Source organism: Nocardioides sp. T2.26MG-1 (assembly GCF_950101795.1).
GTDB lineage: Bacteria > Actinomycetota > Actinomycetes > Propionibacteriales > Nocardioidaceae > Nocardioides.
The window spans coordinates 75,007-100,147 of sequence record NZ_CATNLZ010000005.1 but is presented as its reverse complement, the minus strand read 5'-3'; the positions used below and the strand labels follow the sequence as shown (position 1 = coordinate 100,147).

The window sequence follows — 25,141 nt, the reverse complement described above, 5'->3', positions numbered from 1 at the left end:
CGATCAACGACTACCAGCTGACGATCGCCTCGGCGGTGGAGGAGCAGACCGCGACGACGAACGAGATGTCGCGCAACGTGGCGGAGGCCTCGACCGGGTCGGGTGAGATCGCGACCAACATCTCCGGCGTCTCCGCAGCAGCCGACTCGACTACCCAAGCTCTCGCACAAACTCGCACCGCAGTCGATAACCTGGCCAGGATGGCAGCCGACCTGCGGGGGGCCGTTGCCGGGTTCACGGCCTGACCCGGCCGTGCACTCCGGCTGATCGAGGAGGGGGGAGGGGCCCGTGCCGTACTCCCTCGTGGGCGCGCACGCGCTCGGCTTCGACCTCGCTCGCCTCGGCCGGGGGCGCCAGGCGGCGGCTGTGCTGCGGACCGCACTCACCGCGGACGCGTCTGACCTGGAACGATGCGCGGCCGGTCACCCCGGCGCCGTGGTCCGGACCCCCTGGCTCCAGGCCACCGCCCGGGCCGACGCCCGGGCCGCCACGGTCCGCTCGGTGCTGCCGCTGGCCGGCGAGGCCGTCGAGGAGGCGGTCACGACCGGGGCGTCGACGCTGCTGCGCCGTCTCGAGACCAGCCTCCTGGGCGACACGCACGCGCTCGACCAGTTCATCCGGCACGAGGTCCTGGACTGGACCTGGCTGCACAGCGGCCCGATGGCGGTCCAGGACCCGACGGCCTCCGCCGCGGCGGACGTGCTCGCCGACGCCGCCATCAGCGGCTACCTCGGGGACCGGCTCGACGCCGGGGTCCGCCGGGCCATGGTGACCCCGTACCTCCGGGCGGACCTGCCGACCCGCGACGAGACGGCCTCCACGGGGATGGCCCGCCTCGACCGGGTGCTCGACCGGCTCGCCGACAGCGACGAGGCGGCCCGGTCGGCGTGGCGGCGGGTCGTGGACGAGCAGCGGCTCCGCACCGCGGAGTGGGCGCCCGCCATGCACCAGGCGAGCTGGGCGGTCTCGATGTCCGACCGGCTGCGACTCGCGTGCGACGCGCAGCTGGCCGGCGTGATCGCGTTCCAGCTCGGCGGTCTGATGCCCCGCGACGCGGCGTACGGCGTGTGGAACGCCGTCTCCGGCGTCCTCCAGGCGGTGGCGGTCGCCGACCTGCTGCCGGCGCGCACGGCGTCGGTCCTGATGCGCCCCTGGCACCTGGTGCACGGCACCGACGGGCCGCTCTCCTCGGTCTGAGGCCTCCTGGAACAGACCGGGTGCACAAGCTCCGGGCGCACTCCTCAGGACTCTCGGGGTGTCGCCGATGGTGTCTACGTCCGCCGCCCGGGGGACAGGAGGAGGGGACGCCCATGCCCGGTATCAGGGTGCTCGTGGTCGACGACTCCGTTGTGATCCGCAAGCTCGTGTCCGACCTCCTCGCCGCCGACCGGGACATCGAGGTCGTCGGGACGGCGGTCAACGGTCGGGCTGCGGTCCAGAAGGTGGCCCAGCTCAAGCCGGACCTCGTCACCATGGACATCGAGATGCCGGAGATGAACGGCATCGAATCGGTCCGGGCGATCCGGGCGACCGGCAACAAGGTCCCGATCATCATGTTCAGCACGCTGACCGAGCGCGGTGCGGTCGCGACGCTGGACGCGCTCTCGGCCGGCGCCTCCGACTACGTGCCGAAGCCCGCGAACGTCGGCAGCGTCACCCGGTCCATGGACCAGGTCCGCGAGGCGCTGATCCCGCGGATCAAGTCGCTGGTCCCGCGGGCCGGGCTCTCGCCCCACCCTGCCGGCCTCACCGTCGCCCCCACGGCGACGGTGCAGCTGCACGCTCCCGCGACCCCGCCGCTCGGCGGGTACCGGCTGCTGGTCATCGGGAGCTCGACCGGCGGACCCGAGGCGCTGAGCGCGCTGCTCCACACGCTGCCGCCGCTCGCGGTCCCGGTCGCCGTGGTCCAGCACATGCCGCCCCTGTTCACCAAGCAGTTCGCGGGCCGACTGGACCGCCAGCTGCCCTTCGACGTGGTCGAGGCGGAGAGCGGCGTACCGCTCCGGCCCGGCACGGTCGCGATCGCCCCGGGCGACTTCCACCTGGAGGTGGTGCCCCAGGTCGACGGTCTCCGCACCAGGCTCACCCAGGCCCCACCCGAGAACTACTGCCGGCCGGCCGTCGATGTGCTGTTCCGCAGCGCGGTCGCCGCCGTCGGCCCCGCTGTCCTGGGCGTCGTGCTGACCGGGATGGGCTCCGACGGCTGCAAGGGGGCCCGGTCGATCGTCGACAAGGGCGGCAGCGTGCTCGCCCAGGACCAGGCCACCTCGGTCGTCTGGGGCATGCCCGGCGCCGTCGCCACCGCGGGGCTCGCCGAGCGGGTGCTGCCCCTCCTCGAGCTCGGTCCGGAGATCCTGCGCCGGCTCGCCCGTCAACGTCCGTCCCTCGTCCCGGCTGGAGCTGTCCAATGACCATCGGCCACGAGGCCTTCACCTTCGTCCGCGAGCTCGTGCGGGCGGAGAGCGCGATCGTCCTCGAGCCGGGCAAGGAGTACCTCGTCGAGTCACGGTTGGTGCCGCTGGCCCGCCAGGGCGGTCACAAGGATGTGGACGCGTTCGTCGCCGAGCTGTCGACCCGGCGCAACCCGGCCGCGATGCGGCTGGTCGTCGAGGCGCTGACCACCAACGAGACGTCGTGGTTCCGGGACACCGACCCGTTCACGGCGCTGCGCCAGACCGTCTTCCCGGCGCTCGCCAAGACCCGCAGCAAGCGGGAGATCCGGGTCTGGGCCGCCGCCTGCTCGAGCGGGCAGGAGCCCTACAGCATCCTGATGACGGCGCAGGACACCCCCGAGCTGTCGGGCTGGAAGGTCGACATGCTCGCCACCGATCTCTCGCTCGAGATGCTCGAGCGGGCCCGCAAGGGGGAGTACTCCCAGCTGGAGGTCAACCGCGGGCTGCCCGCGACCACGTTGGTCCGGCACTTCGAGCGGCTCGGCCTCGGGTGGCGGATCAGCCCCGCGCTGGCCGCCCAGGTGCAGTTCCGCCAACTCAACCTGATGCGCCCGTTCCCAGCGATGGGGAAGTTCGACGTGATCTTCCTGCGCAACGTGCTCATCTACTTCGATCTCGCCACCAAGCGAGACATCCTGCGCCGAGTCCGGCAGGTGCTGGCACCCGACGGGCACCTGTTCCTGGGTGCGGCGGAGATGACCATGGGCGTCGACGACGCCTGGGAACGGGTACCGGCCGGACGGTCCTCCGTGTACCGGATCAGAGAGGAACAACGCACATGCGTGCCTTGATCGTTGACGACTCACGCGCCATGAGGCGGATCGTCGGACGCATCCTCGTTGATGCGGGTTTCGAGATCCTCGAAGCCGGCGACGGCCAGGAGGCGCTCGACGTCCTCGCCGCACAGGGCGGCGACCTGCCCGTGCTCGCGTGCGTGGACTGGAACATGCCCGTGATGGACGGGCTCACGTTCATCACCCAGGTCCGCAAGCAGGTCGAGTGGCGGTCCATCACCTTGATGATGGTCACCACCGAGAGCGAGCAGGACCGGATCGTGCGTGCACTGGCCGCCGGTGCCCACGAGTACCTCATCAAGCCGTTCACCGGCGACGCCCTCGTGGAGAAGCTCGACCTGCTCGGTCTGCTCCCGACGACCGTGGGAGACCACTCATGACCCTCTACAGCGCGCCGGACCAGGCGCTCCTGCATGCCGCCGTCGAGCAGGTCTGGGGCTCGATGCTGTTCGAGGCAGCCGACCCGTGGCCTGCCGACGTACCTGCCGACTTCGAGACCGGGCTCCAGGCGCACATCGAGATCCGTGGCGGCTGGAACGGCCGACTGCTCCTGACCTGCAACAGCGACGTCGCCGCGCAGATCGCGGCAGCGCTGCTGGGCATGGGACCCGACGAGACCGTCGACGAGCTGGACGTCCACGACGCCGTCGGCGAGGTGCTCAATGTCGTCGGCGGCAGCGTGAAGGGTGCCATCGACGGCGCCATGACGCTCGGCCTCCCCGGAGTGCGCGCGAGCGCCTCGCCCCCGTCGTCCGAGGAGAGCCTCGTCGTGTCCTGGCGCGGTTCACCGGTGCATGTCCAGATCGTGCCGGACGCCGAGGGCCTCTGACCCCCCGACCACCCACTACCGAGGAGAGCACTCGACCATGAAGATCATCATCGCCGACGACAGTCGCGTCATGCGCCAGATCGTGCTGCGCACCCTGCGCCAAGCCGGCTTCGGGCACCACGACTTCGTGGAGGCCACGGACGGTGCGGACGCGCTCGACAAGGTCACCACCGAGCAGCCTGACCTGGTCCTGTCGGACTGGAACATGCCCAACAAGACGGGCATCGAGCTGCTGCGCGACCTGCGCGGCAGCGGCAACGCGGTGCCCTTCGGGTTCGTCACGTCCGAAGGGTCCGAGGAGATGCGTGAGGCGGCTCAGGCCGCAGGCGCGCTGTTCCTCATCGCGAAGCCGTTCACCCCCGAGCACTTCGAGTCCGCGCTCGTCGGCATGCTCGGCTGAGGAGGAGATCATGAGTCTGCCGGACCGCAAGCTGATCAAGGACGTCTTCGAGGGTCTGCTGGGCCGGGACGTCGCCGTCGGCGACGGCACGCCGATCAGCCTCGATGCGCCCCGCCCCGTGGTGGCGACGTACATCGACCCGGCGCACCACCTCGCCACGCTCGCGGTGATGGACCTGCCGCTCGCGGCGTACTCCGGTGCCGCGCTGGCCCTGATCCCGAAGGGCGGCGCCGAGGCGGCCGTCGAGGACCAGCTGCTGCCCGACAACCTGTTCGAGAACGTCTCGGAGATCCTCAACGTGCTCGCCGCGCCGATCGGCGACTGTGCCGGGGTGCATCAGCGGCTCGAGACGACCTTCGCCCCGCACGATCCGCTGCCCGGCCAGATCGCGTCGTATGCCGCGACCCTCGGCGCGCGGGAGGACGTGACGCTGGACATCGCCGGCTACGGGAGCGGCACGCTCTCGATCGTGACCGTCTTCGCCTGACGCCCCCGCACCCCCGAGCCCGAGGGTGCGGGCACGTAGGCTGGCGGACAGCATGAGCATCTCGATCCCCCTGCCCGGCATGCCCGCCGCACCCACCCCGGACGGGCCCGAGCCGACCCGTCGCGGGCCCACCCGCGAGGAGTTGCTGGAGGGCCTGAACGAGCCCCAGCGCGCCGCCGTCGTCCACGAGGGCGCGCCCCTGCTGGTGGTGGCTGGCGCGGGCTCCGGCAAGACGCGCGTGCTCACCCGGCGGATCGCCTGGCTGATCTCCGAACGCAAGGCACACCCCGGGTCCGTGCTCGCGATCACCTTCACCAACAAGGCCGCCGCGGAGATGAAGGAGCGGGTCGAGGAGCTGGTCGGCCGGAGGGCGCGGATCATGTGGGTCTCGACGTTCCACTCCGCGTGCGTGCGCATCCTCCGCAAGGAGATCACGGCCTTCGACAACGTCGGACTCGGCTACAAGTCCAACTTCTCGATCTACGACAGCGCCGACCAGAAGCGGTTGATGACGCTCGTCTGCAACGACCTCGACCTGGACCCCAAGCGCTATCAGCCGGGCGCGCTGCTGCACTGGGTGTCCAACCACAAGAACGAGCTGCGCGACGCCGAGGAGGCGACCAAGGACGCCCGCAACCACCTGGAGGAGACCTACGCCGCGGCGTACACGCTCTACCAGCGACGGCTGCGCGAGGCGAACGCGCTCGACTTCGACGACCTCATCATGCTGACCGTGCACCTGTTCCAGACGTTCCCCGAGGTGCGCGAGACCTACCGCCGGCGGTTCCGGCACGTGCTGGTCGACGAGTACCAGGACACCAACCACGCGCAGTACGCCTTCATCCACCAGCTCTGCGCCGACCAGATGGAGGAGGTCGACCCGGCAGCGGAGCGGGTCGAGCCCGCCGAGCTGATGGTCGTGGGCGACGCCGACCAGTCGATCTACGCCTTCCGCGGCGCCAACATCCGCAACATCCTCGACTTCGAGCAGGACTTCCCCAACGCCACCTCGATCCTGCTCGAGCAGAACTACCGCTCGACGCAGACGATCCTCAACGCCGCCAACTCCGTGATCGGCCACAACTTGGGACGCAAGCCCAAGCGGCTGTGGTCCGACGCCGGCGACGGCGAGCGGATCGTCGGGTACGTCGCCGACGACGAGCACGACGAGGCGCGGTTCGTCTCCGAGGAGATCGACCGGCTCACCGACGCCCGCGCCTACCGTCCCGGTGACGTCGCCGTCTTCTACCGCACCAACGCCCAGTCGCGGGTGTTCGAGGAGATCTTCATCCGCCTCGGCATGCCCTACAAGGTCGTCGGCGGGGTCCGGTTCTACGAGCGGCGGGAGGTCCGTGACGCGCTCGCCTACCTCCGGCTCCTGGTCAACCCCGCCGACCAGGTCTCGCTGCGCCGCATCCTCAACACCCCCAAGCGGGGCATCGGCGACCGCGCGGTCGCGTGCGTCAACGCGCTCGCCGAACGCGACCGGACGACGTTCTGGGAGGCGCTGCGCCGCGCACAGGACGCTCCCGGGCTCGCGACCCGGTCACTGACCGCCATCCAGGGGTTCGTGGCGATGATCGAGGAGCTGCAGTCCATGGTCGACGCGGGGGAGCGGCCCGACGTCGTGCTCGAGACCACCCTGGCGCGCTCGGGCTACCTCACCGCGCTCGAGGAGAGCGACGACCCGCAGGACGAGACCCGCCTGGAGAACCTCGCCGAGCTCGTGGCCGTCGCCCGCGAGTTCGCCGACGACCCCGTCGCCGGGCCCTCTGCCGACCCCGCCGACGTCGACGCGGGCACGGTCGCCCCCGGGCTCGGGGACTTCCTGGAGCGGGTCGCGCTGGTCGCCGACGCCGACCAGATCCCCGACGACGACCCGGACGACAGCGGTGTGGTCACGCTGATGACGCTGCACACGGCCAAGGGCCTGGAGTTCCCGGTCGTGTTCCTGACCGGGCTCGAGGACGGCGTGTTCCCGCACGCGCGCTCCCTGGGCGACCAGCCCGAGCTGGAGGAGGAGCGCCGGCTGGCCTACGTGGGGGTCACCCGCGCCCGCGAGCGCCTCTACATCTCCCGGGCGGTCGTCCGCTCGGCCTGGGGTGCGCCGTCGCACAACCCCGGCTCGCGGTTCCTCGACGAGCTGCCGGTCGACCTGGTCGACTGGCGGCGCACCGAGGCCGCCCAGACCCGTTGGGGCCGTCCCGACCTCTCCAGCGGCTCTCCGGGCCGCCTGGGGGCCCCGACCGACGCAGGGCGGCGCAACTTCTCCGCGGCCGCCGTCCGCGCCGACGCGGCGGCGCGCGCCAAGCCCGCCCGCGCGATCCCGAGCCTCGAGCCCGGGGACCGGGTGCTGCACGACTCGTTCGGGATGGGCACCGTGGTCGCTCTCGAGGGCGTGGCCGAGAAGGCCGTCGCCTCCATCGACTTCGGCTCCGAGGGCGTCAAGCGGCTGCTGCTGCGCTACGCGCCGGTCGAGAAGCTGTAGGTCCTAGGGCTGGAGGCCGTGGACGACCAGGGCCTGGTAGGGGTCGACCGGGTCGCCGGCGCCCGGGCGCACCTCGAGGTGGAGGTGCGGGCCGGTCACGTTGCCGGTCGAGCCGACGTAGCCGATCAGGTCGCCGGCGCGGACCTCCTGGCCCACGTCGACCATGTACGACGTCTGGTGGCAGAACCACAGCTCGGTGCCGTCGTCGAGCGTGATCACGGTCTTGTTGCCGTAGGCGCCGTCGTAGCCGACGGAGGTCACGACGCCGTTCGCGATCGCCACGATGGGGGTCCCGCTGGGAGCCGCGAAGTCCAGGCCGGTGTGGTAGTGCGACCAGAGGCCGCTGTACTCGCCGAAGCCGGCGGTCAGGTGGTATCCGGCGACCGGGAGCACCCACTGGTTGAGGCGCAGCTTGTCGGCCTGCTTCTGGGTGAGCTGCTGGAGCTTCATCAGGGCCGCGTTGCGCTGCTGGAGCTGGCTCTCGGCCGCGGCGACCAGCTTGGCGTCCGCCCGGTCGTCGAGCGCGTCGCGCCGTGAGTCGCGGCTGACGATGTCGCGGTCGAGCAGGCTGACCCGGGAGACGTCGCTGGCGCCGCTGAGCGCGCTCGCCTGGCTGAACCGCGTGGTCTGGTCGCCCAGGCCGCCGTTGGCGGCGGTGATCGCACCGCCGGCGGAGATCGCGAGGGCGGCGACGCCGATCAGGATCGGCGGGGAGGGGAGGCCGCGGAAGAGCGGGCCGCGCGGGGCGGTGTGCCGGTGTGCGCGACGCCCACCGGCGGTGGGTACGGCGGGTGCGGCCTCAGGCGCCGTGGTCGCGGCGACGGCCGCGGTGGTGGCCGGAGTGGCGGCTCGGGCGGCGCGCGCCGGCTTCGGGGCCTTCGCGGGCTTACCGGGCTTCACCGCCTTGCGCTTGCCGACGACGGGAGCCGGAGGGGTGATCTGGGTCGCGATCTCGATCGGGGTCGCGAGGTCCGAGGGACGGCGGCCGGAGCCGCGACGTTCCGCTCGGTGGTTGCCCATAGATTCGTTCTCCGCTGCTCGGGGTTCAGACGGCGACGCCCGACTGTAACGGAAAGATCACGGGGGCGAGAAACCTTCGGGGGAATCTTGTGGAGGAAGATCGGGTACCTGCGCCCGGGCGAGCGGGATCGGGGCCGGAAGCGTGGCGAGTGTCACGCGTTGGGTTAGCCTGCGGACATGACCTCGACCAGGAGTTCGACAGGGCCCACGGCGACCCCCTCGGCGGGCGCCACGCGGATTCGGATCGTGGTCGGCAAGCCCGGCCTCGACGGCCACGACCGAGGCGCCAAGATCGTCGCACGCGCGCTCCGCGACGCCGGCCACGAGGTCGTCTACACCGGCCTGCACCAGACCCCGGAGCAGATCGTCGAGACCGCCATCCAGGAGGACGCCGACCTGATCGGCCTCTCCGTGCTCTCCGGCGCCCACATGACGCTCTTCCGCCGGCTCGCCGAGCTGCTCGCCGAGCGCGACGCCTCCGACATCGTGCTGTTCGGGGGCGGCATCATCCCCGAGGAGGACATCCCGCTCCTCGAGGAGGTCGGCGTCGCGAAGGTGTTCACACCGGGTGCGTCGACCCGGGAGATCACCGGCTGGGTCGCCGAGCACTTCGCGCCCAGCACCGCCGGCTGACTCCGTCTCCCGCGACCCCGTCCCCGCGGCCACCCGGGTCCATGTGCCCGGGACCAAGTGCCATGCGTCACGTCCGCCGGGCCTCGTCGTACGCCGGAGCGCGGACTAGGGTGCCCGAGGACACCCGAGCGACATCCCAGCGGCGCGCGGACGTCAAGCGCGTCCGCCCGCTCCGACAGAGGAACATGGTGGATCAGTGGATCTGATGGAGTACCAGGCGAAGGAGCTCTTCGCCAAGCACGACGTACCGGTCACCCTCGGCATCGTCGCCAACACCCCCGACGAGGCTCAGGCCGCGGCCGAGCAGCTCGGCGTCGTGGTGGTCAAGGCGCAGGTGAAGGCCGGCGGCCGCGGCAAGGCGGGCGGCGTCAAGCTCGCCAAGACCCCTGAGGAGGCCCGGGCCCACGCCGAGGCGATCCTCGGCATGGAGATCAAGGGCCTGCGGGTCAACCGGGTGCTCATCGCTCCCGCGGCCAGCATCGAGGAGGAGTACTACTTCTCCTTCCTGCTCGACCGCGCCAACCGCAAGTACCTCTGCATCGCGAGCGTCGAGGGCGGCGTGGAGATCGAGGAGGTCGCCAAGACCAACCCCGAAGCCGTCCGGCAGACCCCGATCGACGCGGGCACCGGCGTCGACGAGGCGAAGGCCCGCGAGATCGTGGCCGACGCCAAGTTCCCCGAGGCGCTCACCGAGCAGGCCGTGCAGATGGTGCTCGCGCTGTGGAAGGTCTTCGTCGAGGAAGACGCCACCCTGGTCGAGGTGAACCCGCTCGCGCGGCTCGCCGGCGACAAGCTCGAGGCGCTCGACGGCAAGGTCTCGCTCGACGAGAACGCCGAGTTCCGGCACGAGGACCACCAGGTCTTCGTGATCCGCGACGAGGAGGACCCGCTCGAGGCGCAGGCCAAGGACAAGAACCTGAACTACGTCAAGCTCGACGGGTCGGTCGGCATCATCGGCAACGGCGCCGGGCTGGTCATGTCCACGCTCGACGTCGTCGCGTACGCCGGGGAGAAGCACGGCGGGGTCAAGCCCGCGAACTTCCTCGATATCGGCGGTGGCGCCAACGCCCAGGTGATGGCCGACGGCCTGCACGTGATCCTCGGCGACGAGCAGGTCAAGGCGGTGTTCGTGAACGTCTTCGGCGGGATCACCGCGTGCGACGAGGTCGCCAACGGCATCGTCGGCGCGCTGGACATCCTCGGCGACGAGGCCACCAAGCCGCTCGTCGTCCGTCTCGACGGGAACAACGTCGACGAGGGTCGCCGCATCCTCAACGAGGCCGCCCATCCCCTCGTGACCATGGTCGACACCATGGACGGTGCGGCCGACAAGGCCGCCGAGCTCGCGAACGCCTGAGACTGGAGACCAGAAGAATGTCGATCTACCTCAACAAGGACTCCAAGATCATCGTCCAGGGCATGACCGGTGGCATGGGCTCCAAGCACACCGCGCTCATGGTCGAGGCGGGGTCCCAGATCGTCGGCGGCGTCAACGCGCGCAAGGCCGGCACCTCGGTCGAGCTGGGCGGCAAGGAGCTGCCCGTGTTCGGCACCGTCAAGGAGGCGATGGCCGAGACCGGCGCCGACGTGTCGGTCGTCTTCGTGCCGCCGGCCTTCACGAAGGACGCGTGCATCGAGGCCATCGACGCGGGCATCGGCCTGCTGGTGGTCATCACCGAGGGTGTGCCGGTGCAGGACACCGCGGAGGTCTTCGCGTACCTGCAGAGTGACGCGAACGTCGGCGGCACCCGGATGATCGGGCCCAACTGCCCCGGCATCATCACCCCGGGCGAGTCGCTGGCCGGCATCACGCCCGCCACGATCGCCGGCACCGGCCCGGTCGGCCTGGTGTCCAAGTCGGGCACGCTGACCTACCAGATGATGTACGAGCTGCGCGACCACGGGTTCTCCACCGCGATCGGCATCGGGGGTGACCCGATCATCGGCACCACCCACATCGACGCCCTCGCGGCGTTCGAGGCCGACCCGGACACCAAGGCGATCGTGATGATCGGCGAGATCGGCGGCGACGCCGAGGAGCGGGCGGCGGCGTACATCAAGGAGCACGTGACCAAGCCGGTCGTCGGCTACGTCGCGGGCTTCACGGCGCCCGAGGGCAAGACCATGGGCCACGCCGGCGCCATCGTCTCCGGCTCCTCGGGCACCGCGCAGGCGAAGAAGGAGGCCCTCGAGGCCGTCGGCGTCAAGGTCGGCAAGACGCCGTCCGAGACCGCCGAGCTGATGCGTGAGGTGCTGCGCTCGCTCTGAGCCACTCCAGCTCCACGCGTACGTCGAGGGGGCCCCGGGCTGTCCGCCCGGGGCCCCGTCTGTCCGCAGGGGGCCGAGGCGCGGTAGCTCAGCTGCCGCAACGCTGGCCGTCGAGGAGCAGCATCACGCTGGTCACGCGGTCGCCGGCGCCCAGCTCGAACCGGTAGGGCGGGTCGGAGTACCACGGATCGTCGTACGTGCCCTGCGGGTAGGCCGCGCGCACCTCGCTGAGGGTCGAGCCCTCGTGGATGCGCTCGGGCGTCTCCAGGTCGGCGCGAATGGACAGCACTGCGACGCCGCGGCCCGGCTGGAGGTGTCCGCGAACGCCCGGGGCCTCGAAGTCCCGCACACGCCGTTGTCGCCCGTGATCCGCACGCCCGGAACGGCGAGGAGCTCCTCTCGGGACATGCCGAGCGTGACCCTGCCGAAGCCGTCGGGTCCGAATGGCGGCTCCGACGGGTACTCCTCGATCAGTGTGTGCATCGCGTCGATGACGCGGGCGATCGCGCGGGCGTCTCGGCGGCGCTGGTCGGCGGCCGCTTGGTCCGGGTCGGGGCCGGCACCGCCCTCGTTGCTCGTGACCGACAGCAGCACCGCCGCGCCGACGCGGACGACGTGCCAGGTGGTCAGGCCGGGGGTCGGGTAGCCCTGGAGGAGATACTGCGTGGAGGCCGCGCCCGCGAAGTCGCCCAGGCGGCTGTCCACCACGGTCAGCCGGCGGGACTCCTCCATCTCCTCCGAGGTGACCTCCTCGGGGCAGGCGCGGAACACGTCGAGCACGCGCTCGGCGTACGCCTGCGCGCTCTCGACGTCCGCGAACGTGACGAGCTGGCGGTCTCGCCCGTCCTCGGGGTTGGTCCAGGCCGCGCGGAGGTGGTCGGTGTGGTCGGGCAGCGACACGCGGTCACGGCACGCCTCCGGCACGATCGGCTTCATCGTGCGGTTCGGTCCGTGGCGACCCTCGCCGGGCTCGGCCTCCCGGCCCTCGGGGTAGCCGCTCAGCAGGGGGAAGTCGTTGGGGATGACCTCGCCCAAGGCTGAGGCCGGCGCCGGTGCGGCCGGCGGTGCGTGGGGCGAGGCGGTGGAGGACGGCTCCGCCGGTGCCGTGGCGGGCGGGGTCCGGGTCGGCGTCGGCTCCGGGTCGTCGGCCCTCGGCTGGCCGTCACCGCATCCGGCGAGCAGAAGGACGGCGGCGACGAGGAGCCCGAGGACACGTCTCGTGCCCGTGTGACGCCGTCAGGCCGGCACCGGTTGCCTGGGGCATGGTTCTGGCCCCGCCGGCCGTGGTCGGCGGGGTCGGGTGGTCAGGTATGTCGGGTGTAGGTGCGTCCGTGGGGGCTGGTCCAGGTGAAGATCCGGTGGCCGGTGCGGTGGAGGGTCCAGTTGCCGTGGGTTTTGAGGCGGTGGTGGAAGCGGCAGAGGGGGACGAGGTTGCAGGTGCAGGTCGGGCCGCCGTCGGCCCAGGGGATGACGTGGTCGAGGTCGCAGCGGCGTGATGGTCGGTGGCAGCCGGGGAACACGCAGGTGGGGTGGGTGAGCAGGACCTGCTCACGGAGCCGTGGTGAGGGGGTGTAGCCGGGGACCTGGAGATGCTCGCCCAGGTCGAGGACGGGGCGGATGGTGACGGGTCCGGTGGCGGTGGCGCACCAGCCGGCCACCTGGGCGACCAGGACGTGGGTGCGGGTGTTCTCCACCCCGGCCAGGGCATCGGCGGAGAGGTGGGTGTAGATCACCAGCTCCCGGCCCCGCCGGGTCGGCGTCGGCCGCGGCGGCTCGCTGGTGGTGTCTGGTTGGAGCATGAGGTCGCCGCGGGCGCGGGCGCCGGCGGCCATCGCGCGGCGGACATCCAACGTCTCGGTGCAGCCGAGGTCGGCGAGCTGTTGGGCACCCTCGCTCAACGCGTGGTCGAGGTCGAGGGCGTCGGCCAGGTCGAGCTCACCGCGCACCGCCATGGTGCCGTCGAGGGAGACCTGGGTGGTGTCGACGTCGCAGAACCGGCCGTCGGCGGCCAGCAGGCGGCGGTGCTCGGCCTCGATTGGGTCGAACGTGGCCCGAGCGGCTTCCACCGTCCGCTCCAGCTGGGCCCAGGACAGCCGGTGCGCGAGGGGGGCCAGGTGCCGGTCGACGTGGTCTGCACCCTCGGCCGGCAGGGACCGGGTGTGGGTGGCGATGCGGCGGGCCCGCCAGACCGGCACCGCGCCGGCGATCACCCGGGCCCACAGTCGGGGGAGGCGGTGGCGGACCTCGACCGCGTCGCCGAGGTAGCTGCGGCCGGCGTCGGTGGTCAGGCCGACCGCGAGCGCGAAGTCCGCGATGCAGAACTCCGCGACCAGGGGTGCGCCGGGGCCGGCGATCGCGAGCTCACCCTCGGTCCCCTCGACGGTCGCGGCGTCGTCGAGGCCGTCGGCGGGGTGGGCGGTGGCCCACTCAACGGCCAGCTCGAACTTGGCGATCTCGTGCCGGTCCAGCTCCCCCTGCGTGGCCTCGAGAGCAGCCAGCACCGAACCGGGACCGTCGAGGTCCGGGTGCACGAGCGGGGTGGCTGCCATGGATCCATCCCAGCAGAGGCCACCGACATCGCAGGGCGGGAATCCCCTTGTTCCACAGGGCCCTGGGAAACCCGAAAGTAAAATCCTGCGAGCCGTCGGGTGGCGCATCCCGGTAGGAGGAATCCCGGGTCTACGACGGCGACCACAGCCCGGCAACCACAAGCCGACCTCGTGCCGAGATGCCGGCGGTGAGCACCCTCGGGTGACCACAGCGAACGGCGACCACGCTCCTCGTCCAAACGAACCGCAAGCCCAGGCGGCCCGCAGGCCGACGTACATCCCGGCGCCCTGCCGAGGCTGCAGGGGTCTCGACAAGCTCGACCACCGCTATCGGGTGGTTTCGAGGCTCGGGCCTAGCGGCCCTCGCACCTCAACCACCGTGCGTCGCCTAGTGGCGCTCGCACCTGAACCACCGTGCTCGCTAGCAGCCGCGCTTGGTGAAGGGGCACAGGTCGGGGACCAGGTCCCGGTTGGCCTTGGTGACGTCCGGGACGCTCTGCTTCGCGCTCTCCAGCGAGCCCTCGGTCATCCGGTGCGTGGCCAGCAGGGACCGGCCGACCCGGACGAACTGGTAGATATCCAGCCCGAGGCCGTCGGTGTAGGTGAGGGCAAACGTCACCGCGTCGTCGCCGACCTGCTCGTCGTACGGCGTCAGCACCCGGCCGTCCGGGGTGCAGGAGGCGTCGGCAACGGAGCGGAGCGCGTCCATCGCCGCGGTCAGGTCCGCGCTGCTGGAGAACGTGACCAGCTCGCGGTTCTCCCGGTACTCCGGTCCGCTGACCGTCACGGCGAGCCGCTCGACCCCGGTGACCGGCCAGACCGAGCTGCCGCACAGGTCGAGGGCGGGGACGCCCTCGGCGGTCGCCGACGGGCCGTCGACGGGGTCGCCCTCGGGCGAGGACAGCCCGCGACCGAGCTGGAGCCCGGACGGGATCGCGCTGACCGCGCCCTCGCCGGTGCCCGGGTCCGAGGACTTCTCGGGGATCGGTGCCGGTGTCGCGCAGGGTTCGGCCGAGAACACGCACATCTGCGAGCGCACGGCCTCGGAGCGGTCCGCGAGCAGCGCCGAGGTGGAGGCGATCACATCCTCGCCTCCGGCCGCGCCGTACGAGCTGTCCACGAAGAGTGCGTTGCCGTACCGCACGACCTCCCAGACCGTGAGGTCGGAGTAGCCGCCGTCGTTCTCGGCCTGCTGGACGACCGTGGCCCCCTCGTCGCCGCCGAGGTCGAGCGTCTCGAGGTGGTTGACGAGTGGCAGCCCGCCGCCGTTCTCGTCGCGTGGGCAGTCCAGGACACCGGACCGGATCGCGGACATGGCCGCCTCGGCCGCCTTCGAGTCCGGGTACAGCGCGAGGGTCCGACCCATGTGGGCCTCGTTCTCGGCGTACCGCGCGCCTGCCAGATCAACGGTGGCGACCGGGTCCGTGGGCGACCACGCGGTCGTGCCGCACAGCGCCAGGTCGTCGGCGCCGGACCTCGCCGTCACCGGCGGCGCGCTGAAGAGGCCATGGCTCAGCGGGAAGGCGTCGGGGACCTTCTGCACCCACTCCGGCGCGGGTGCCGGATCCACCGACCGGTCGTCGTCGCGATCGGCGAGCACCGCGATCGGCGTGACGATCGCGGCCACGACCGCGACGGCGGCGGCGCCGGCGAGCACGTTGCGGCGACGCCGGATCCGGTCGCCGCGTCGGCGCACCTCGGCGGCGGGGAGGGGAGTCATGGGAGTTCCTGGGACGGTGAAGTTCTCGAGCTCCTCGATCGGGTCACGCATGGCTCGCTCCTTCCTGGAGACCGCCGGGTCTGTCGTCGGCGAGCATCGCGGCGAGTGCCGCGCGGCCACGGCTGAGCCGGGCCTTGATGGTGCCCTCGGGGACGCCGACCTCGCGGGCGACGTCGTGGACGGAGAGGTCGGCGATGTGGTGCAGGACGAGCGCCTGCCGCTGCGCCTCGGGGAGCTGCTTGAGCGCCGCCACGAGCGCGACGTGGGTCTCGCTCGGCGCGGCCGTCTCCAGCGGCGCGCTGAGCGCCCGGTCGGCCGGCCTGCGGCCCCGCGTCGTACGGCGCCAGCGACTCACCGCGAGCCGGTACGCCGTGGTGCGGACCCAGGCCTCGGGGTGCTCGGCCCGCTCCAGCTTGCGGCGGTGTGCCCAGGCCCGGGCGAACGCCTCCTGGACGCACTCCTGCGCCTCGTCCCGGTTGCCGATCATCGCGTAGACCTGGCCGGTGACCCGCTGGAACGACGCGCTGTAGAACTCGTCGAACTCGCGTTCGTCCATCGACCCTGTTCCCGTCTGTGTGCGCCTCGGCTCGCTGCCGAGTCGATGGGGATACGCCTCACCGGGCACCACGGTTGCACGGGTGCCGAGATTTCCTCGGCAGGTCGGCCTGACCCGGTCAGCCGGACTTCGGCGGGGGCATCGCCTCGAGCCGGGCCAGGGCGCGCTCGACGAGGGTGACGAACGCGGCGCCGCGCATCTCGGCCTTCGGGTCCGGGACGAACCCGACCTGGGCCAGCGAGGTCCCGTCCCGCACGATGCCCATGAGGAAGCTCACCGAGCGCTCGTCGGTGACTTCGGTGGTCACCCGCCACACGGTGAGGTCGCGGTGCTTGCCGGCGACGTGGCTGATCCGGTCGACCTGGGTGCCGAACAGCTTCTTCGGGCAGCGGGCCAGCCGGTCGCGGACGTCGTCGACGAACGCGGCCGCCCGGCGCTCCGGCAGTGACCCGACGGTCTCGGTGAGCCCGAACTCGGCCCGGAGCTTGGCGCCAGGGACCAGGAAGGTGCGGGTCACGGCGTTCGACATGGGCTTCGCCCGGAAGTCGGTCCGGTCGCACGCGGTGGCGGCGGCGTTGTCCCGCGCCTGGCGCGGCTCGGTGCCGACCCAGGGTCGGCGTAGGTCGCCGACGGGTGGCAGGTCGACCTCGGCGAGCATGCCTGGGACGGTCGCCACCGGCACCGGCGCGACCTCGAGGAGTCGTGGGACGGCTGCGCAGGTGCCGGCGCCGGGGCGGCCGCAGAGTTCGGTCACCGCCGCGGACAGCAGGGTCGCGTACTTCGACGAGGCAGGCGAGTGGCCCACGGGCGTGCGAGCGACGACCGTCGTGGTGAGCAGTCCGGTGCGGGCCACGCCGGCGACCACCGTCGAGCGGGGGTCGCTCCAGGTGCGCAGCACGATGAGCGTCGCCTCGTCGCCGACGTTCGCGACGTCGCGGGTGTACAGGAGCTGTGCGCGGTCGTCGGTGCACGCCGCGAACCAGCCCACCGCGGTGCGGTAGGCACGGGCCGCACCCCGTTTCGTCGCGGAGGCTTGCGTGGCCTGCACCACCTCGGAGGCGTGCTTGTCCGAAGACCTGAAGGTACGCACCAGGGCGGCGCGACCCTTGGCATCGGCGTACCGGTCCGCCTGGCAGGGCATCGCCAGGCCGTCGCCGGTGCTGTTGTCGTCGGTGCCGGTGATCGTCCAGGTCGCGCCCGGCACGCGGGCGCCGACCTGGGCCGCGGTGAGCATGGTCTCCTCCGGCACGTCGATCGGCTCGGGCGTCGGGGCGAGTGTCGGCTTGTGCTTCTGGGGCGCCTCGACCCGCTCGCCCGCCAGCGTGGGACGGACGCCACCCGCGTCGGTGACCAGGGTGCCGGTGACGACCAGGGCCGCGACGGTGGCGGCGATGCCGATGACGGTGTGGGTACGCCGGCGAGCGGCCCCCGACCGCCGGATGATCGTGCTGCGGGGCCAGCGACCGTCCTCGACGTAGGCGCGGACGGGGTCGAACAGCGTCCGGATGCTCGTCGTCGGCACCTCGCGCAGCATGGAGAGCTGCGAGGTGGCGCTCTGCAGTTCGCGCTCCGCCTCCGGGCGGGGCAGCCCGACCTCACGGGCGATCTCGGCCAGCGACGCGGTGGTGAGCTCGGTGAGCAGCAGCATCTTGCGCTGGACGAGCGGCAGCTTGCCGAGCGCGTCGAGGGTGGCCTTGACGTCCGGGTCGAGCCCCTTCTCACGGTGCCAGAGCTTCGCGGTGTGCCGACGCTGGGCGTGCGCGCACGCGCGGACCCGGACCCAGGCCTCGGGGTCCTCCAGCCGGCGGACCTTGCGCCAGTGGTGAGCGGTGACCACGAAGGCGTCCCGCACCGCGGCCCGGGAGGACGGGAGGTCGCCGGTCAGGCAGTACGTCAGCAGCAGCAGGCGCGTGCGGACGTCCCGGTAGAACTCGTCGAACTGGTCGGGGTCCCTCATGGCGTCGTCCACGGTAACCGAGGTGGACATCGCGGCCGAACCGGCGTGGGAGCCGTGATCGCGTGCTTCGTGCGGGTGATGATGGCCGAGCCATGACTTCGTTGCTGCCTGGTTCGCTGCGAGCCTCGACCCCGGCCGACCTCCGGCACCGCCGCCCGCTGGTGCTCGTCGCCACACTCGGCGGGGCCGCAGCGGCCGTGGCGACCCTCCTGATCTGTCTGGCCGTCGGAGTCGTGGGCTGGTTCCTCGCCGACGCCGGCGCACACGGAACCCCACGCGACGGTCTGCGCGTGGGGGCGCTCGGCTGGCTGCTGGCCCACGGCTCCGGACTCCACATCGACGGGGTCGCGGTGAGCGTCGTCCCGCTGGGCCTGACCTCGCTCGCGGCCTGGGCCGTGTGGCGGCTGGGCCACCGCGTGGGCGACTCGGTCTCGGGGCACGGGCCCGACGCCGACCGCATCGCCGACGGCGAGCGCGACTGGACGGTCGCGACCGCGACGGCGTTCTTCGCCGTCGGCTACCTCGCGGTGGCGTTCGTCACCTTCCGCCTGGCCGCCACGGCGGAGACCGCGCCGTCACTGGTGCGCGTGGTCGGCTGGTCGCTGCTCCTGTGCGTCACGTTCGGCCTGGTCGCGATCTCGGTCGGGTCGGGACGGGCGGCGATCTGGGCGGCGTTCGTGCCGGTCTCGGTGCGCGCCGCCGGTGCGGCCGGCCTGCGGATCCTCGGCGGCTACCTCCTGGTCTCGACGGTCGTCTTCGCGGTCGCCCTGGCCGTCGACTTCGGTACGGCGGTCAACGTGATGTCGCGGCTCCACCTGGGCGCCGGCGACGGCACGGTCTACACCGCGCTCACCGCGACCCTGGTGCCCAACGCCACGGTCTTCACCGGGTCCTACCTGCTCGGACCCGGCTTCACCGTGGGCGCCCAGACCCTGGTCTCCCCGACCGCGGTGGTGCTCGGGCCGCTGCCGATGTTCCCACTGCTCGCGGCCCTGCCCGCCAACGGCCCGACACCGGCCTGGACGGCGTACCTCCTCGCGCTGCCTCCGCTCGTGGCCGCCGTCGCGGTCGCCCGCTCGCAGCGCCGCTTCCCGACGCTGCGCTGGGACCACGGAGCCCTGCGCGGGTGCGTGGGCGGCGCGCTGGCGGGCCTCCTGCTGGGGCTGCTCGCCACGGTCGCCGGAGGGGCTGTCGGCCCGGGCCGGATGCGCGACGTCGGCCCGTTCGCGTCCGACGTGCTCGTGCACGCGATCACGGCGTTCGGCATCGGCGGCCTGATGGGCGGCGTGCTCATGACCTGGTGGCAGCGTCGGACGCATCTCAGAGGTTCCCTAGACTCCACGGCGTGACGCCCCGCCCGACCGGTCCCGCCCGCCTCGTGGTGCTCGTCTCCGGGTCCGGCACCAACCTCCAGGCACTGCTCGACGCCTGCGCGGACCCGGCGTACGGCGCGCAGGTGGTGGCCGTCGGCGCCGACCGCGGTGGGATCGAGGGCCTGGCCCGGGCCGAGCGGCTGGGCATCCCGACCTTCGTGCACCGGGTGAGGGACTTCGAGTCCCGCGACGCGTGGGACCAGGCGCTGACCGGGTCGGTGGCGGCCCATGAGCCCGACATCGTGGTCTCTGCGGGATTCATGAAGCTCGTCGGGGCCGGCTTCCTCGAGCGCTTCGCCGGGCGGATGGTCAACACCCACCCCGCGCTGTCGCCGTCGTTCCCCGGCATGCACGGTCCCGCCGACGCGCTCGCGTACGGCGTGAAGGTGACCGGGTGCACGCTGTTCGTGGTCGACGACGGCGTCGACACCGGCCCGATCGTCGCGCAGACGGTCGTCCCGGTCGAGGACGACGACACCGTCGAGGCGCTCCACGAGCGGATCAAGGTCGCCGAGCGCGCGATGCTGGTCGACTCCGTGGGGCGGATGGCTCGCGAGGGGTTCGTCGTGGACGGCCGCCGCGTCCGGATAGGGTGATCGCACACGACTGGCGCAGGTGGGTGACCACCAGGGAGTGAAACGTCGGGAGCATCGACCGCCTGGGTGCTCCTCCACGTGAGCAGGAGCTGCCCCCATGTCTGACCACCGGATCCCGATCAAGCGCGCGCTGGTCTCCGTCTACGACAAGTCCGGCCTCGAGGACCTCGTCCGCGGCCTCCACGACGCCGGCGTCGAGCTGGTCTCGACCGGCGGCTCGGCGAGGCTGATCGAGGGCCTCGGCCTGCCGGTCACCAAGGTCGAGGACCTCACCGGCTTCCCCGAGTGCCTCGACGGCCGGGTCAAGACGCTGCACCCGCGCGTGCACGCCGGCATCCTCGCCGACCGGCGCCTGGACACCCACGTCCAGCAGCTCGCCGACCTCGGCGTCGAGCCGTTCGACCTGGTCGTCTCGAACCTCTACCCGTTCCGCGAGACCGTCGCCTCGGGCGCGAGCCCGGACGAGTGCGTCGAGCAGATCGACATCGGCGGCCCCTCGATGGTGCGGGCCGCGGCCAAGAACCACCCGTCGGTCGCGATCGTGACCTCGCCGGCCCGTTACGCCGACGTGCGCGCCGCGGTCGCCGCCGGCGGCTTCACGTTCGAGCAGCGCAAGACGCTCGCGGCGGAGGCGTTCACGCACACGGCGGCGTACGACGTCGCGGTCGCGAGCTGGTTCGCCTCGACGTACGTCCCCGCCGAGGACGGCTGGCCGGAGTTCGCCGGGGAGACCTGGGAGAAGACCGCCGTGCTGCGCTACGGCGAGAACCCGCACCAGGGCGCGGCGCTCTACACCGATGGCAGTGGTGGCCTGGCCGGCGCCGAGCAGCTGCACGGCAAGGAGATGTCCTACAACAACTACGTCGACACCGACGCGGCCCGGCGCGCGGCGTACGGCTTCGACGAGCCCGCCGTGGCGATCATCAAGCACGCCAACCCCTGCGGCATCGCCGTCGGCGCCGACGTCGCCGAGGCCCACCGCCGGGCCCACGAGTGCGACCCGGTCAGCGCCTTCGGCGGGGTGATCGCTGTCAACCGCCCGGTGTCGGTCGAGATGGCCCGCCAGGTCGCCGAGATCTTCACCGAGGTGATCGTCGCGCCGGCGTACGACGACGGCGCGGTCGAGGTGCTCCAGGGGAAGAAGAACATCCGCATCCTGCGCTGCGACGACCCCGCGGGCGAGCGGCCGGACGAGCTGCGCCAGATCAGCGGCGGCATGCTCGTGCAGAAGCGCGACCACGTCGACGCCGAGGGCGACGACCCGTCCACCTGGACGCTGGCCTCCGGCGAGCCGGCGTCGCCCGAGGTGCTCGCCGACCTCGCGTTCGCGTGGAAGGCCTGCCGTGCGGCGAAGTCCAACGCGATCCTGCTCGCCAAGCACGGCGCCTCGGTCGGCATCGGGATGGGCCAGGTCAACCGGGTCGACTCCTGCCGGCTCGCGGTCTCGCGGGCGGGGGAGCGGGCCGCGGGCTCGGTTGCCGCCTCGGACGCGTTCTTCCCGTTCGAGGACGGTCCGCAGATCCTCATCGACGCCGGTGTGGCCGCGATCGTGCAGCCCGGCGGGTCGGTGCGCGACGAGCTCACGATCGAGGCCGCCAAGGCCGCCGGGGTGACGATGTACTTCACCGGCACCCGCCACTTCTTCCACTGATCCCGACGGGCAAGGATGAGCACGTGACCGCACAGAAGCTGGACGGGACCGCCACGGCGGCGGCGATCAAGGGCGAGCTGACGACCCGGGTCGCGGCCCTGCACGAGCGCGGGATCCGCCCCGGGCTGGGCACGATCCTGGTCGGCGACGACCCGGGCTCCCGCTGGTACGTCAACGGCAAGCACAAGGACTGTGCCGAGGTCGGCATCGAGTCGATCCGCATCGACCTCCCGGCGACCGCGAGCCAGGAGGAGATCGAGGACGCCGTCCAGGTCCTCAACGACGACCCGGCGTGCACCGGCTACATCGTGCAGCTGCCGTTGCCGAAGGGTCGCGACGAGAACCGCGTGCTCGGCATGGTCGACCCGGCGAAGGACGCCGACGGGCTGCATCCCACCAACCTCGGCTGGCTGGTCCTCGGCAAGGCAGCTCCGCTGCCGTGTACGCCGAACGGCATCGTCGAGCTGCTGCGCCGCCACGGGGTCGAGATCGCGGGCGCGGAGGTCACCGTGGTCGGCCGTGGGGTCACCGTCGGGCGGCCGCTCGGCCTGCTGCTCACCCGCCGCAGCGAGAACGCCACCGTCACGCTGTGCCACACCGGCACCCGCGACCTGGCCGCCCACGTGCGCAACGCCGACATCGTGGTCGCCGCCGCGGGGGTGCCCGGCATCGTCACCGGTGAGATGGTCAAGCCCGGTGCCGCGGTGCTCGACGTCGGGGTGTCGCGCGTCGACGGCAAGCTGGCGGGAGACGTGGCTCCAGAGGTGTGGGACGTCGCCGGCTGGGTGTCGCCCAATCCCGGCGGAGTCGGCCCGATGACCAGGGCGATGCTGCTCTCCAACATCGTGGCGATGGCCGAGCAGACCCCTTCGTGAGCGACCTCGAGCCTCCGGAGGACCTGGAGCCCGTCTCCGCGGAGGACGGGGGCCGGCGCTACCCCTCGACGATCGGTGGCGCGTTCTACCTCGTGGTCGTCGCGATCACCGCGATCGGCTTCGGCATCGTCACGACCGGCGCGTGGCGACAGGGCATCCGGTGGATCGCCGGAGCGCTGCTGTTCGCGGCCGTGGTGCGGGCGGTGCTGCCGGCCCGTGACGCCGGCATGCTCGCCGTACGCAAGCGCTGGTGGGACTGCTTCCTGCTCGCCGCCGTCGGCGTCGCCCTGATCGTCCTGGCCGGCTCGATCCCCGACCAGCCCTTGTAGCGCCCAGGAGACGCGAATGGACGCTCGGGTCCTGCGGATGACGGCCCAGCGGATGGGCTGGGGTGAGTGGGACCGTTGGGAACCGCTGGCGGGCGGTCGCGGCGAGGTCGCCCTGGCCTGGAAGGGCCCGAGCTCCTACGTCGTGAAGGCGTACGCCGCCGGCCGGTCCGCCGGCGGGGCGCGTGAGCGGGCGGCCCTGGTCGTGCTCGAGGGTGCCGGTGTGCCGAGGCTGCTCGCCGAGAGCGACGACCCCGCCTGCGTCGTGATGACCCGGCTGGACGGCACGGAGAGCCTCGCGGACGTGCTGCTCGCGGAGCGCACGGAGCGGGCGAGGTTCGGAGTCCTCGGCTGGGCCGACGCCCTCGCCGCGATCCACGACGCGAGCACTCCCGAGCGGTGCGCGGCGTTCGTGGGTGCTCTCCACGAGCGCGACCCGGGGCTCGAGCCGAGGGCACTGGCCGGGGACTTCGCGGAGGCCGCTGACCGGTACAGCTCCGTCCTCGACGACCTCGGCCTCCGCGGCCGCGACGAGGCACTCACCGAGCTCCGGTCGCTGCCAGCCGTGCTCGGGGCACGTGGCCACGAGGTGCTGACCCCGGCAGACACTTGCCCGGACAACACCCTGCTCGTCGGGGATGCGGTCTCGCTCATCGACTTCGAGTTCGCGCAGCTGCGCCACGCGGCGTGGGACGTGGCCTACCTGCAGGCACCCTGGCCGAGCTGCTGGTGCGCATGGCCGGTCCCGGACGAGCTGGCCGATGCAGCTGTCGAGCGGTACTGCGGGGCGCGGGGCGATCTCATGGCGGACGCCGCGTTCCGAGAGGACCTGCGACTCGCCGTCCTCGGCTGGCAGGTCATGAGTCCGGCGTTCTTCATCGCGGGCGCCCTCCTCGATGACGACCGCGGGATCGATCCGCGGCGTCCGGCCCGGCGGGCGTTCGTCCTGCACCGGCTGGGCCGGGCCGCCGCAGGGCCCGGTCCTGACGCGCTGGTCGAGCTCGCGGGGGACCTGCACGACGCCCTCCTGGATCGGTGGGGTCCGGTCCCACTGGCCCTGGCTCCGGCCTTTCGCGTCGCCATGACGGAGGAGACCTCGCGTACCGTCGGTCCGTGACCACCGACTCTCCGCCCACAGGGTCCCTGGCCGACCGGCTGCTCGACGCTCAGGTCGCGTTCCACCTCGCCCGGCTCACCGGCGACGATCTGGCCACCACCGTCTCGCGGGTGGCCGAGGACCTGCTGGCTGCGTCGGAGCAGCACCCGATCGAGGAGCTGGTCGACCGCGAGGCCGCGGCCCGGATCGTGTCCCAGGTGCTCGCCCAGGTGCCCGGGAGCGCCGCCGCCGGCGCGCTCGTGGAGCTCGCCGTCCAGGTCGTGTACGACGGCCCCGCCGAGGCGTTCCCCCTCGGCGAGCTGGCCGACCGGGAGCAGGTCGCGGCGCTCCTCGACGAGCTGATCGCGCTGAGCCCCGTGCTCGAGCGCGGCCTGGAGCGGCTCACCGAGAGTCCCCTGGTCGGCACCGTCGCATCGCGCTTCATGGGCCGCATCGTCGGCGAGGTCCTGCAGGCCAATAAGGCCGTCACCGACCGCGTCCCCGGGCTGGGGTCACTGATGTCGTTCGGCACCACGGCGGCGTCGAAGATGATGGGCGCTGCGGACAAGCAGTTCGAGGGGCTGATCGGCGACACGGTCGGCAAGGGCGGCACGTTCGCCGTACGCCGCCTGAACAAGATCATCGTCGAGACCGTCCGCGACCCGACGACCCGCGAGGCGGTGCTGCAGGTCTGGGACCTGGTCGCCCGCCAGCCGGCCGCGGGGCTGAGCGGAAGCGTCGCCCGGGAGGAGCTCACCGGGGTCGTGGACGCGGCGCACGATCTGGTGGCGACCGCGGCCGCTGCCGAGGCGGCCGCCGGGCTCACGGCGGCTCTCGTGGACGCGTTCTTCCACCGGTTCGGCGGCTACAGTCCCGCCGAGCTGCTCGACGAGCTCGACCTGGACCGTGCCGACGTGGTCGCCGAGGTGGCGCGCGTCGCGCCGCCGGTCGTCGACGCGCTGCGAGAGGCGGGGGCGCTGGAGCGGATCGTCCGCGCCCAGCTCGCCCCGTTCTACGACTCGGCCGAGGTCACCACCCTGCTGGGCGGCTGACCTCGGCCGAGTCGGTTG

The 25,141-nt window shown here is 72.3% G+C and carries 25 protein-coding genes and 1 riboswitch; of the genes, 19 read left to right on the top strand and 6 right to left on the bottom strand.

The genetic code is table 11. The features are described 5' to 3' along the window. The 9 genes from QQZ14_RS07390 to pcrA form a co-directional block, all read left to right on the top strand. On the top strand, window positions 1-245 hold a 245-nt coding region (locus QQZ14_RS07390; protein WP_284533590.1), incomplete at its 5' end, for a methyl-accepting chemotaxis protein. Window positions 246-288: 43 nt separating this feature from the next. Then, complete coding sequence (locus tag QQZ14_RS07385; RefSeq protein WP_284533589.1) at window positions 289-1,197, top strand: hypothetical protein; 909 nt, start codon at window positions 289-291, stop codon at window positions 1,195-1,197. Window positions 1,198-1,310: 113 nt separating this feature from the next. Next, window positions 1,311-2,411: a protein-glutamate methylesterase/protein-glutamine glutaminase gene (locus QQZ14_RS07380; protein ID WP_284533588.1), complete on the top strand. Its 1,101-nt coding sequence runs from the start codon at window positions 1,311-1,313 to the stop codon at window positions 2,409-2,411. Continuing rightward, entirely contained in the window at window positions 2,408-3,244 is an 837-nt protein-coding gene (locus QQZ14_RS07375) for a CheR family methyltransferase (RefSeq protein WP_284533587.1), read from the top strand. The genes QQZ14_RS07380 and QQZ14_RS07375 overlap by 4 nt, the downstream gene beginning before the upstream one ends. A gap of 20 nt (window positions 3,245-3,264) precedes the next feature. Next, window positions 3,265-3,627: a response regulator gene (locus tag QQZ14_RS07370; protein WP_284533586.1), complete on the top strand. Its 363-nt coding sequence runs from the start codon at window positions 3,265-3,267 to the stop codon at window positions 3,625-3,627. After that, window positions 3,624-4,076: a chemotaxis protein CheX gene (locus QQZ14_RS07365; RefSeq protein ID WP_284533585.1), complete on the top strand. Its 453-nt coding sequence runs from the start codon at window positions 3,624-3,626 to the stop codon at window positions 4,074-4,076. Before QQZ14_RS07370 ends, QQZ14_RS07365 begins: the two co-directional genes overlap by 4 nt. Before the next feature lie 37 nt (window positions 4,077-4,113). After that, window positions 4,114-4,476 (top strand): response regulator, encoded by a 363-nt coding sequence (locus QQZ14_RS07360; protein ID WP_284533584.1) that lies wholly within the window; start codon window positions 4,114-4,116, stop codon window positions 4,474-4,476. A 10-nt stretch (window positions 4,477-4,486) separates the two neighbouring features. Then, the gene (locus QQZ14_RS07355) at window positions 4,487-4,963 is read left to right on the top strand and encodes a hypothetical protein (protein ID WP_284533583.1); all 477 of its coding nucleotides are present in this window, start codon (window positions 4,487-4,489) and stop codon (window positions 4,961-4,963) included. Window positions 4,964-5,015: 52 nt separating this feature from the next. Continuing rightward, entirely contained in the window at window positions 5,016-7,451 is a 2,436-nt protein-coding gene (pcrA, locus tag QQZ14_RS07350) for a DNA helicase PcrA (RefSeq protein WP_446740481.1), read from the top strand. Between the two features lie 3 nt (window positions 7,452-7,454). On the opposite strand, the gene QQZ14_RS07345 is transcribed toward pcrA, so the two are convergent. Beyond that, entirely contained in the window at window positions 7,455-8,471 is a 1,017-nt protein-coding gene (locus QQZ14_RS07345; RefSeq protein WP_284533582.1) for a M23 family metallopeptidase, read from the bottom strand. A 177-nt stretch (window positions 8,472-8,648) separates the two neighbouring features. On the opposite strand from QQZ14_RS07345, the gene QQZ14_RS07340 reads away from it, so the two are divergent. The 3 genes from QQZ14_RS07340 (at window position 8,649) to sucD (ending at window position 11,372) form a co-directional block, all read left to right on the top strand. Beyond that, window positions 8,649-9,104, top strand: a complete 456-nt coding sequence (locus QQZ14_RS07340; RefSeq protein WP_284533581.1) for a cobalamin B12-binding domain-containing protein — start codon at window positions 8,649-8,651, stop codon at window positions 9,102-9,104. A 196-nt stretch (window positions 9,105-9,300) separates the two neighbouring features. After that, window positions 9,301-10,461 carry an ADP-forming succinate--CoA ligase subunit beta gene (sucC, locus tag QQZ14_RS07335; protein ID WP_284533580.1) on the top strand — a complete coding sequence of 387 codons (1,161 nt, stop codon included), beginning with the start codon at window positions 9,301-9,303 and terminating at the stop codon, window positions 10,459-10,461. Between the two features lie 17 nt (window positions 10,462-10,478). Beyond that, on the top strand, window positions 10,479-11,372 hold the full coding sequence (gene sucD, locus QQZ14_RS07330) for a succinate--CoA ligase subunit alpha (protein WP_284533579.1): 894 nt from the start codon (window positions 10,479-10,481) through the stop codon (window positions 11,370-11,372). Window positions 11,373-11,504: 132 nt separating this feature from the next. Here sucD and QQZ14_RS07325 read toward each other — a convergent pair whose 3' ends face one another. The 5 genes from QQZ14_RS07325 to QQZ14_RS07305 form a co-directional block, all read right to left on the bottom strand. Beyond that, entirely contained in the window at window positions 11,505-12,407 is a 903-nt protein-coding gene (locus tag QQZ14_RS07325; RefSeq protein ID WP_284533578.1) for a hypothetical protein, read from the bottom strand. A 269-nt stretch (window positions 12,408-12,676) separates the two neighbouring features. Then, window positions 12,677-13,921 (bottom strand): HNH endonuclease signature motif containing protein, encoded by a 1,245-nt coding sequence (locus QQZ14_RS07320; RefSeq protein ID WP_284533577.1) that lies wholly within the window; start codon window positions 13,919-13,921, stop codon window positions 12,677-12,679. A 421-nt stretch (window positions 13,922-14,342) separates the two neighbouring features. Beyond that, window positions 14,343-15,692 (bottom strand): hypothetical protein, encoded by a 1,350-nt coding sequence (locus tag QQZ14_RS07315; RefSeq protein WP_284533576.1) that lies wholly within the window; start codon window positions 15,690-15,692, stop codon window positions 14,343-14,345. Continuing rightward, on the bottom strand, window positions 15,685-16,197 hold the full coding sequence (locus tag QQZ14_RS07310; protein WP_284533575.1) for an RNA polymerase sigma factor: 513 nt from the start codon (window positions 16,195-16,197) through the stop codon (window positions 15,685-15,687). The genes QQZ14_RS07315 and QQZ14_RS07310 overlap by 8 nt, the downstream gene beginning before the upstream one ends. Before the next feature lie 118 nt (window positions 16,198-16,315). Next, entirely contained in the window at window positions 16,316-18,154 is a 1,839-nt protein-coding gene (locus QQZ14_RS07305) for a hypothetical protein (protein WP_284533574.1), read from the bottom strand. Window positions 18,155-18,246: 92 nt separating this feature from the next. Here QQZ14_RS07305 and QQZ14_RS07300 point away from each other — a divergent pair, with 92 nt between their 5' ends. The 7 genes from QQZ14_RS07300 to QQZ14_RS07270 all read left to right on the top strand — a co-directional run bounded on the left by QQZ14_RS07300 (window position 18,247) and on the right by QQZ14_RS07270 (window position 25,123). Then, window positions 18,247-19,503 carry a cell division protein PerM gene (locus QQZ14_RS07300; protein WP_284533573.1) on the top strand — a complete coding sequence of 419 codons (1,257 nt, stop codon included), beginning with the start codon at window positions 18,247-18,249 and terminating at the stop codon, window positions 19,501-19,503. Further along, window positions 19,500-20,123 carry a phosphoribosylglycinamide formyltransferase gene (purN, locus tag QQZ14_RS07295; protein ID WP_284533572.1) on the top strand — a complete coding sequence of 208 codons (624 nt, stop codon included), beginning with the start codon at window positions 19,500-19,502 and terminating at the stop codon, window positions 20,121-20,123. Before QQZ14_RS07300 ends, purN begins: the two co-directional genes overlap by 4 nt. Continuing rightward, a riboswitch (ZMP/ZTP riboswitch) is annotated at window positions 20,120-20,198 on the top strand. (Overlaps the previous gene by 4 nt.) A gap of 22 nt (window positions 20,199-20,220) precedes the next feature. Continuing rightward, window positions 20,221-21,774, top strand: a complete 1,554-nt coding sequence (purH, locus tag QQZ14_RS07290; protein ID WP_284533571.1) for a bifunctional phosphoribosylaminoimidazolecarboxamide formyltransferase/IMP cyclohydrolase — start codon at window positions 20,221-20,223, stop codon at window positions 21,772-21,774. A gap of 23 nt (window positions 21,775-21,797) precedes the next feature. Next, window positions 21,798-22,649, top strand: coding sequence for a bifunctional methylenetetrahydrofolate dehydrogenase/methenyltetrahydrofolate cyclohydrolase (locus QQZ14_RS07285; protein ID WP_284533570.1), 852 nt, complete (start codon window positions 21,798-21,800; stop codon window positions 22,647-22,649). Next, window positions 22,646-22,978, top strand: a complete 333-nt coding sequence (locus tag QQZ14_RS07280; RefSeq protein WP_284533569.1) for a DUF3017 domain-containing protein — start codon at window positions 22,646-22,648, stop codon at window positions 22,976-22,978. Before QQZ14_RS07285 ends, QQZ14_RS07280 begins: the two co-directional genes overlap by 4 nt. Before the next feature lie 16 nt (window positions 22,979-22,994). Further along, window positions 22,995-24,092, top strand: coding sequence for a phosphotransferase family protein (locus QQZ14_RS07275; RefSeq protein ID WP_284533568.1), 1,098 nt, complete (start codon window positions 22,995-22,997; stop codon window positions 24,090-24,092). Then, complete coding sequence (locus tag QQZ14_RS07270; protein ID WP_284533567.1) at window positions 24,089-25,123, top strand: hypothetical protein; 1,035 nt, start codon at window positions 24,089-24,091, stop codon at window positions 25,121-25,123. Before QQZ14_RS07275 ends, QQZ14_RS07270 begins: the two co-directional genes overlap by 4 nt. Window positions 25,124-25,141 lie beyond the last annotated feature (18 nt).

What these genes read in the sequence shown, in the direction of transcription:
- QQZ14_RS07380 (WP_284533588.1), top strand. Translation starts at nt 1,311, where the DNA reads ATGCCCGGTATCAGGGTGCTCGTGGTCGACGACTCCGTTGTGATCCGC.
- QQZ14_RS07375 (WP_284533587.1), top strand. Translation starts at nt 2,408, where the DNA reads ATGACCATCGGCCACGAGGCCTTCACCTTCGTCCGCGAGCTCGTGCGG.
- QQZ14_RS07370 (WP_284533586.1), top strand. Translation starts at nt 3,265, where the DNA reads ATGAGGCGGATCGTCGGACGCATCCTCGTTGATGCGGGTTTCGAGATC.
- QQZ14_RS07365 (WP_284533585.1), top strand. Translation starts at nt 3,624, where the DNA reads ATGACCCTCTACAGCGCGCCGGACCAGGCGCTCCTGCATGCCGCCGTC.
- QQZ14_RS07360 (WP_284533584.1), top strand. Translation starts at nt 4,114, where the DNA reads ATGAAGATCATCATCGCCGACGACAGTCGCGTCATGCGCCAGATCGTG.
- QQZ14_RS07355 (WP_284533583.1), top strand. Translation starts at nt 4,487, where the DNA reads ATGAGTCTGCCGGACCGCAAGCTGATCAAGGACGTCTTCGAGGGTCTG.
- pcrA (WP_446740481.1), top strand. Translation starts at nt 5,016, where the DNA reads ATGAGCATCTCGATCCCCCTGCCCGGCATGCCCGCCGCACCCACCCCG.
- QQZ14_RS07345 (WP_284533582.1), bottom strand. Translation starts at nt 8,471, where the DNA reads ATGGGCAACCACCGAGCGGAACGTCGCGGCTCCGGCCGCCGTCCCTCG.
- QQZ14_RS07340 (WP_284533581.1), top strand. Translation starts at nt 8,649, where the DNA reads ATGACCTCGACCAGGAGTTCGACAGGGCCCACGGCGACCCCCTCGGCG.
- sucD (WP_284533579.1), top strand. Translation starts at nt 10,479, where the DNA reads ATGTCGATCTACCTCAACAAGGACTCCAAGATCATCGTCCAGGGCATG.
- QQZ14_RS07320 (WP_284533577.1), bottom strand. Translation starts at nt 13,921, where the DNA reads ATGGCAGCCACCCCGCTCGTGCACCCGGACCTCGACGGTCCCGGTTCG.
- QQZ14_RS07315 (WP_284533576.1), bottom strand. Translation starts at nt 15,692, where the DNA reads ATGCGTGACCCGATCGAGGAGCTCGAGAACTTCACCGTCCCAGGAACT.
- QQZ14_RS07310 (WP_284533575.1), bottom strand. Translation starts at nt 16,197, where the DNA reads ATGGACGAACGCGAGTTCGACGAGTTCTACAGCGCGTCGTTCCAGCGG.
- QQZ14_RS07305 (WP_284533574.1), bottom strand. Translation starts at nt 18,154, where the DNA reads ATGAGGGACCCCGACCAGTTCGACGAGTTCTACCGGGACGTCCGCACG.
- QQZ14_RS07300 (WP_284533573.1), top strand. Translation starts at nt 18,247, where the DNA reads ATGACTTCGTTGCTGCCTGGTTCGCTGCGAGCCTCGACCCCGGCCGAC.
- purH (WP_284533571.1), top strand. Translation starts at nt 20,221, where the DNA reads ATGTCTGACCACCGGATCCCGATCAAGCGCGCGCTGGTCTCCGTCTAC.
- QQZ14_RS07275 (WP_284533568.1), top strand. Translation starts at nt 22,995, where the DNA reads ATGGACGCTCGGGTCCTGCGGATGACGGCCCAGCGGATGGGCTGGGGT.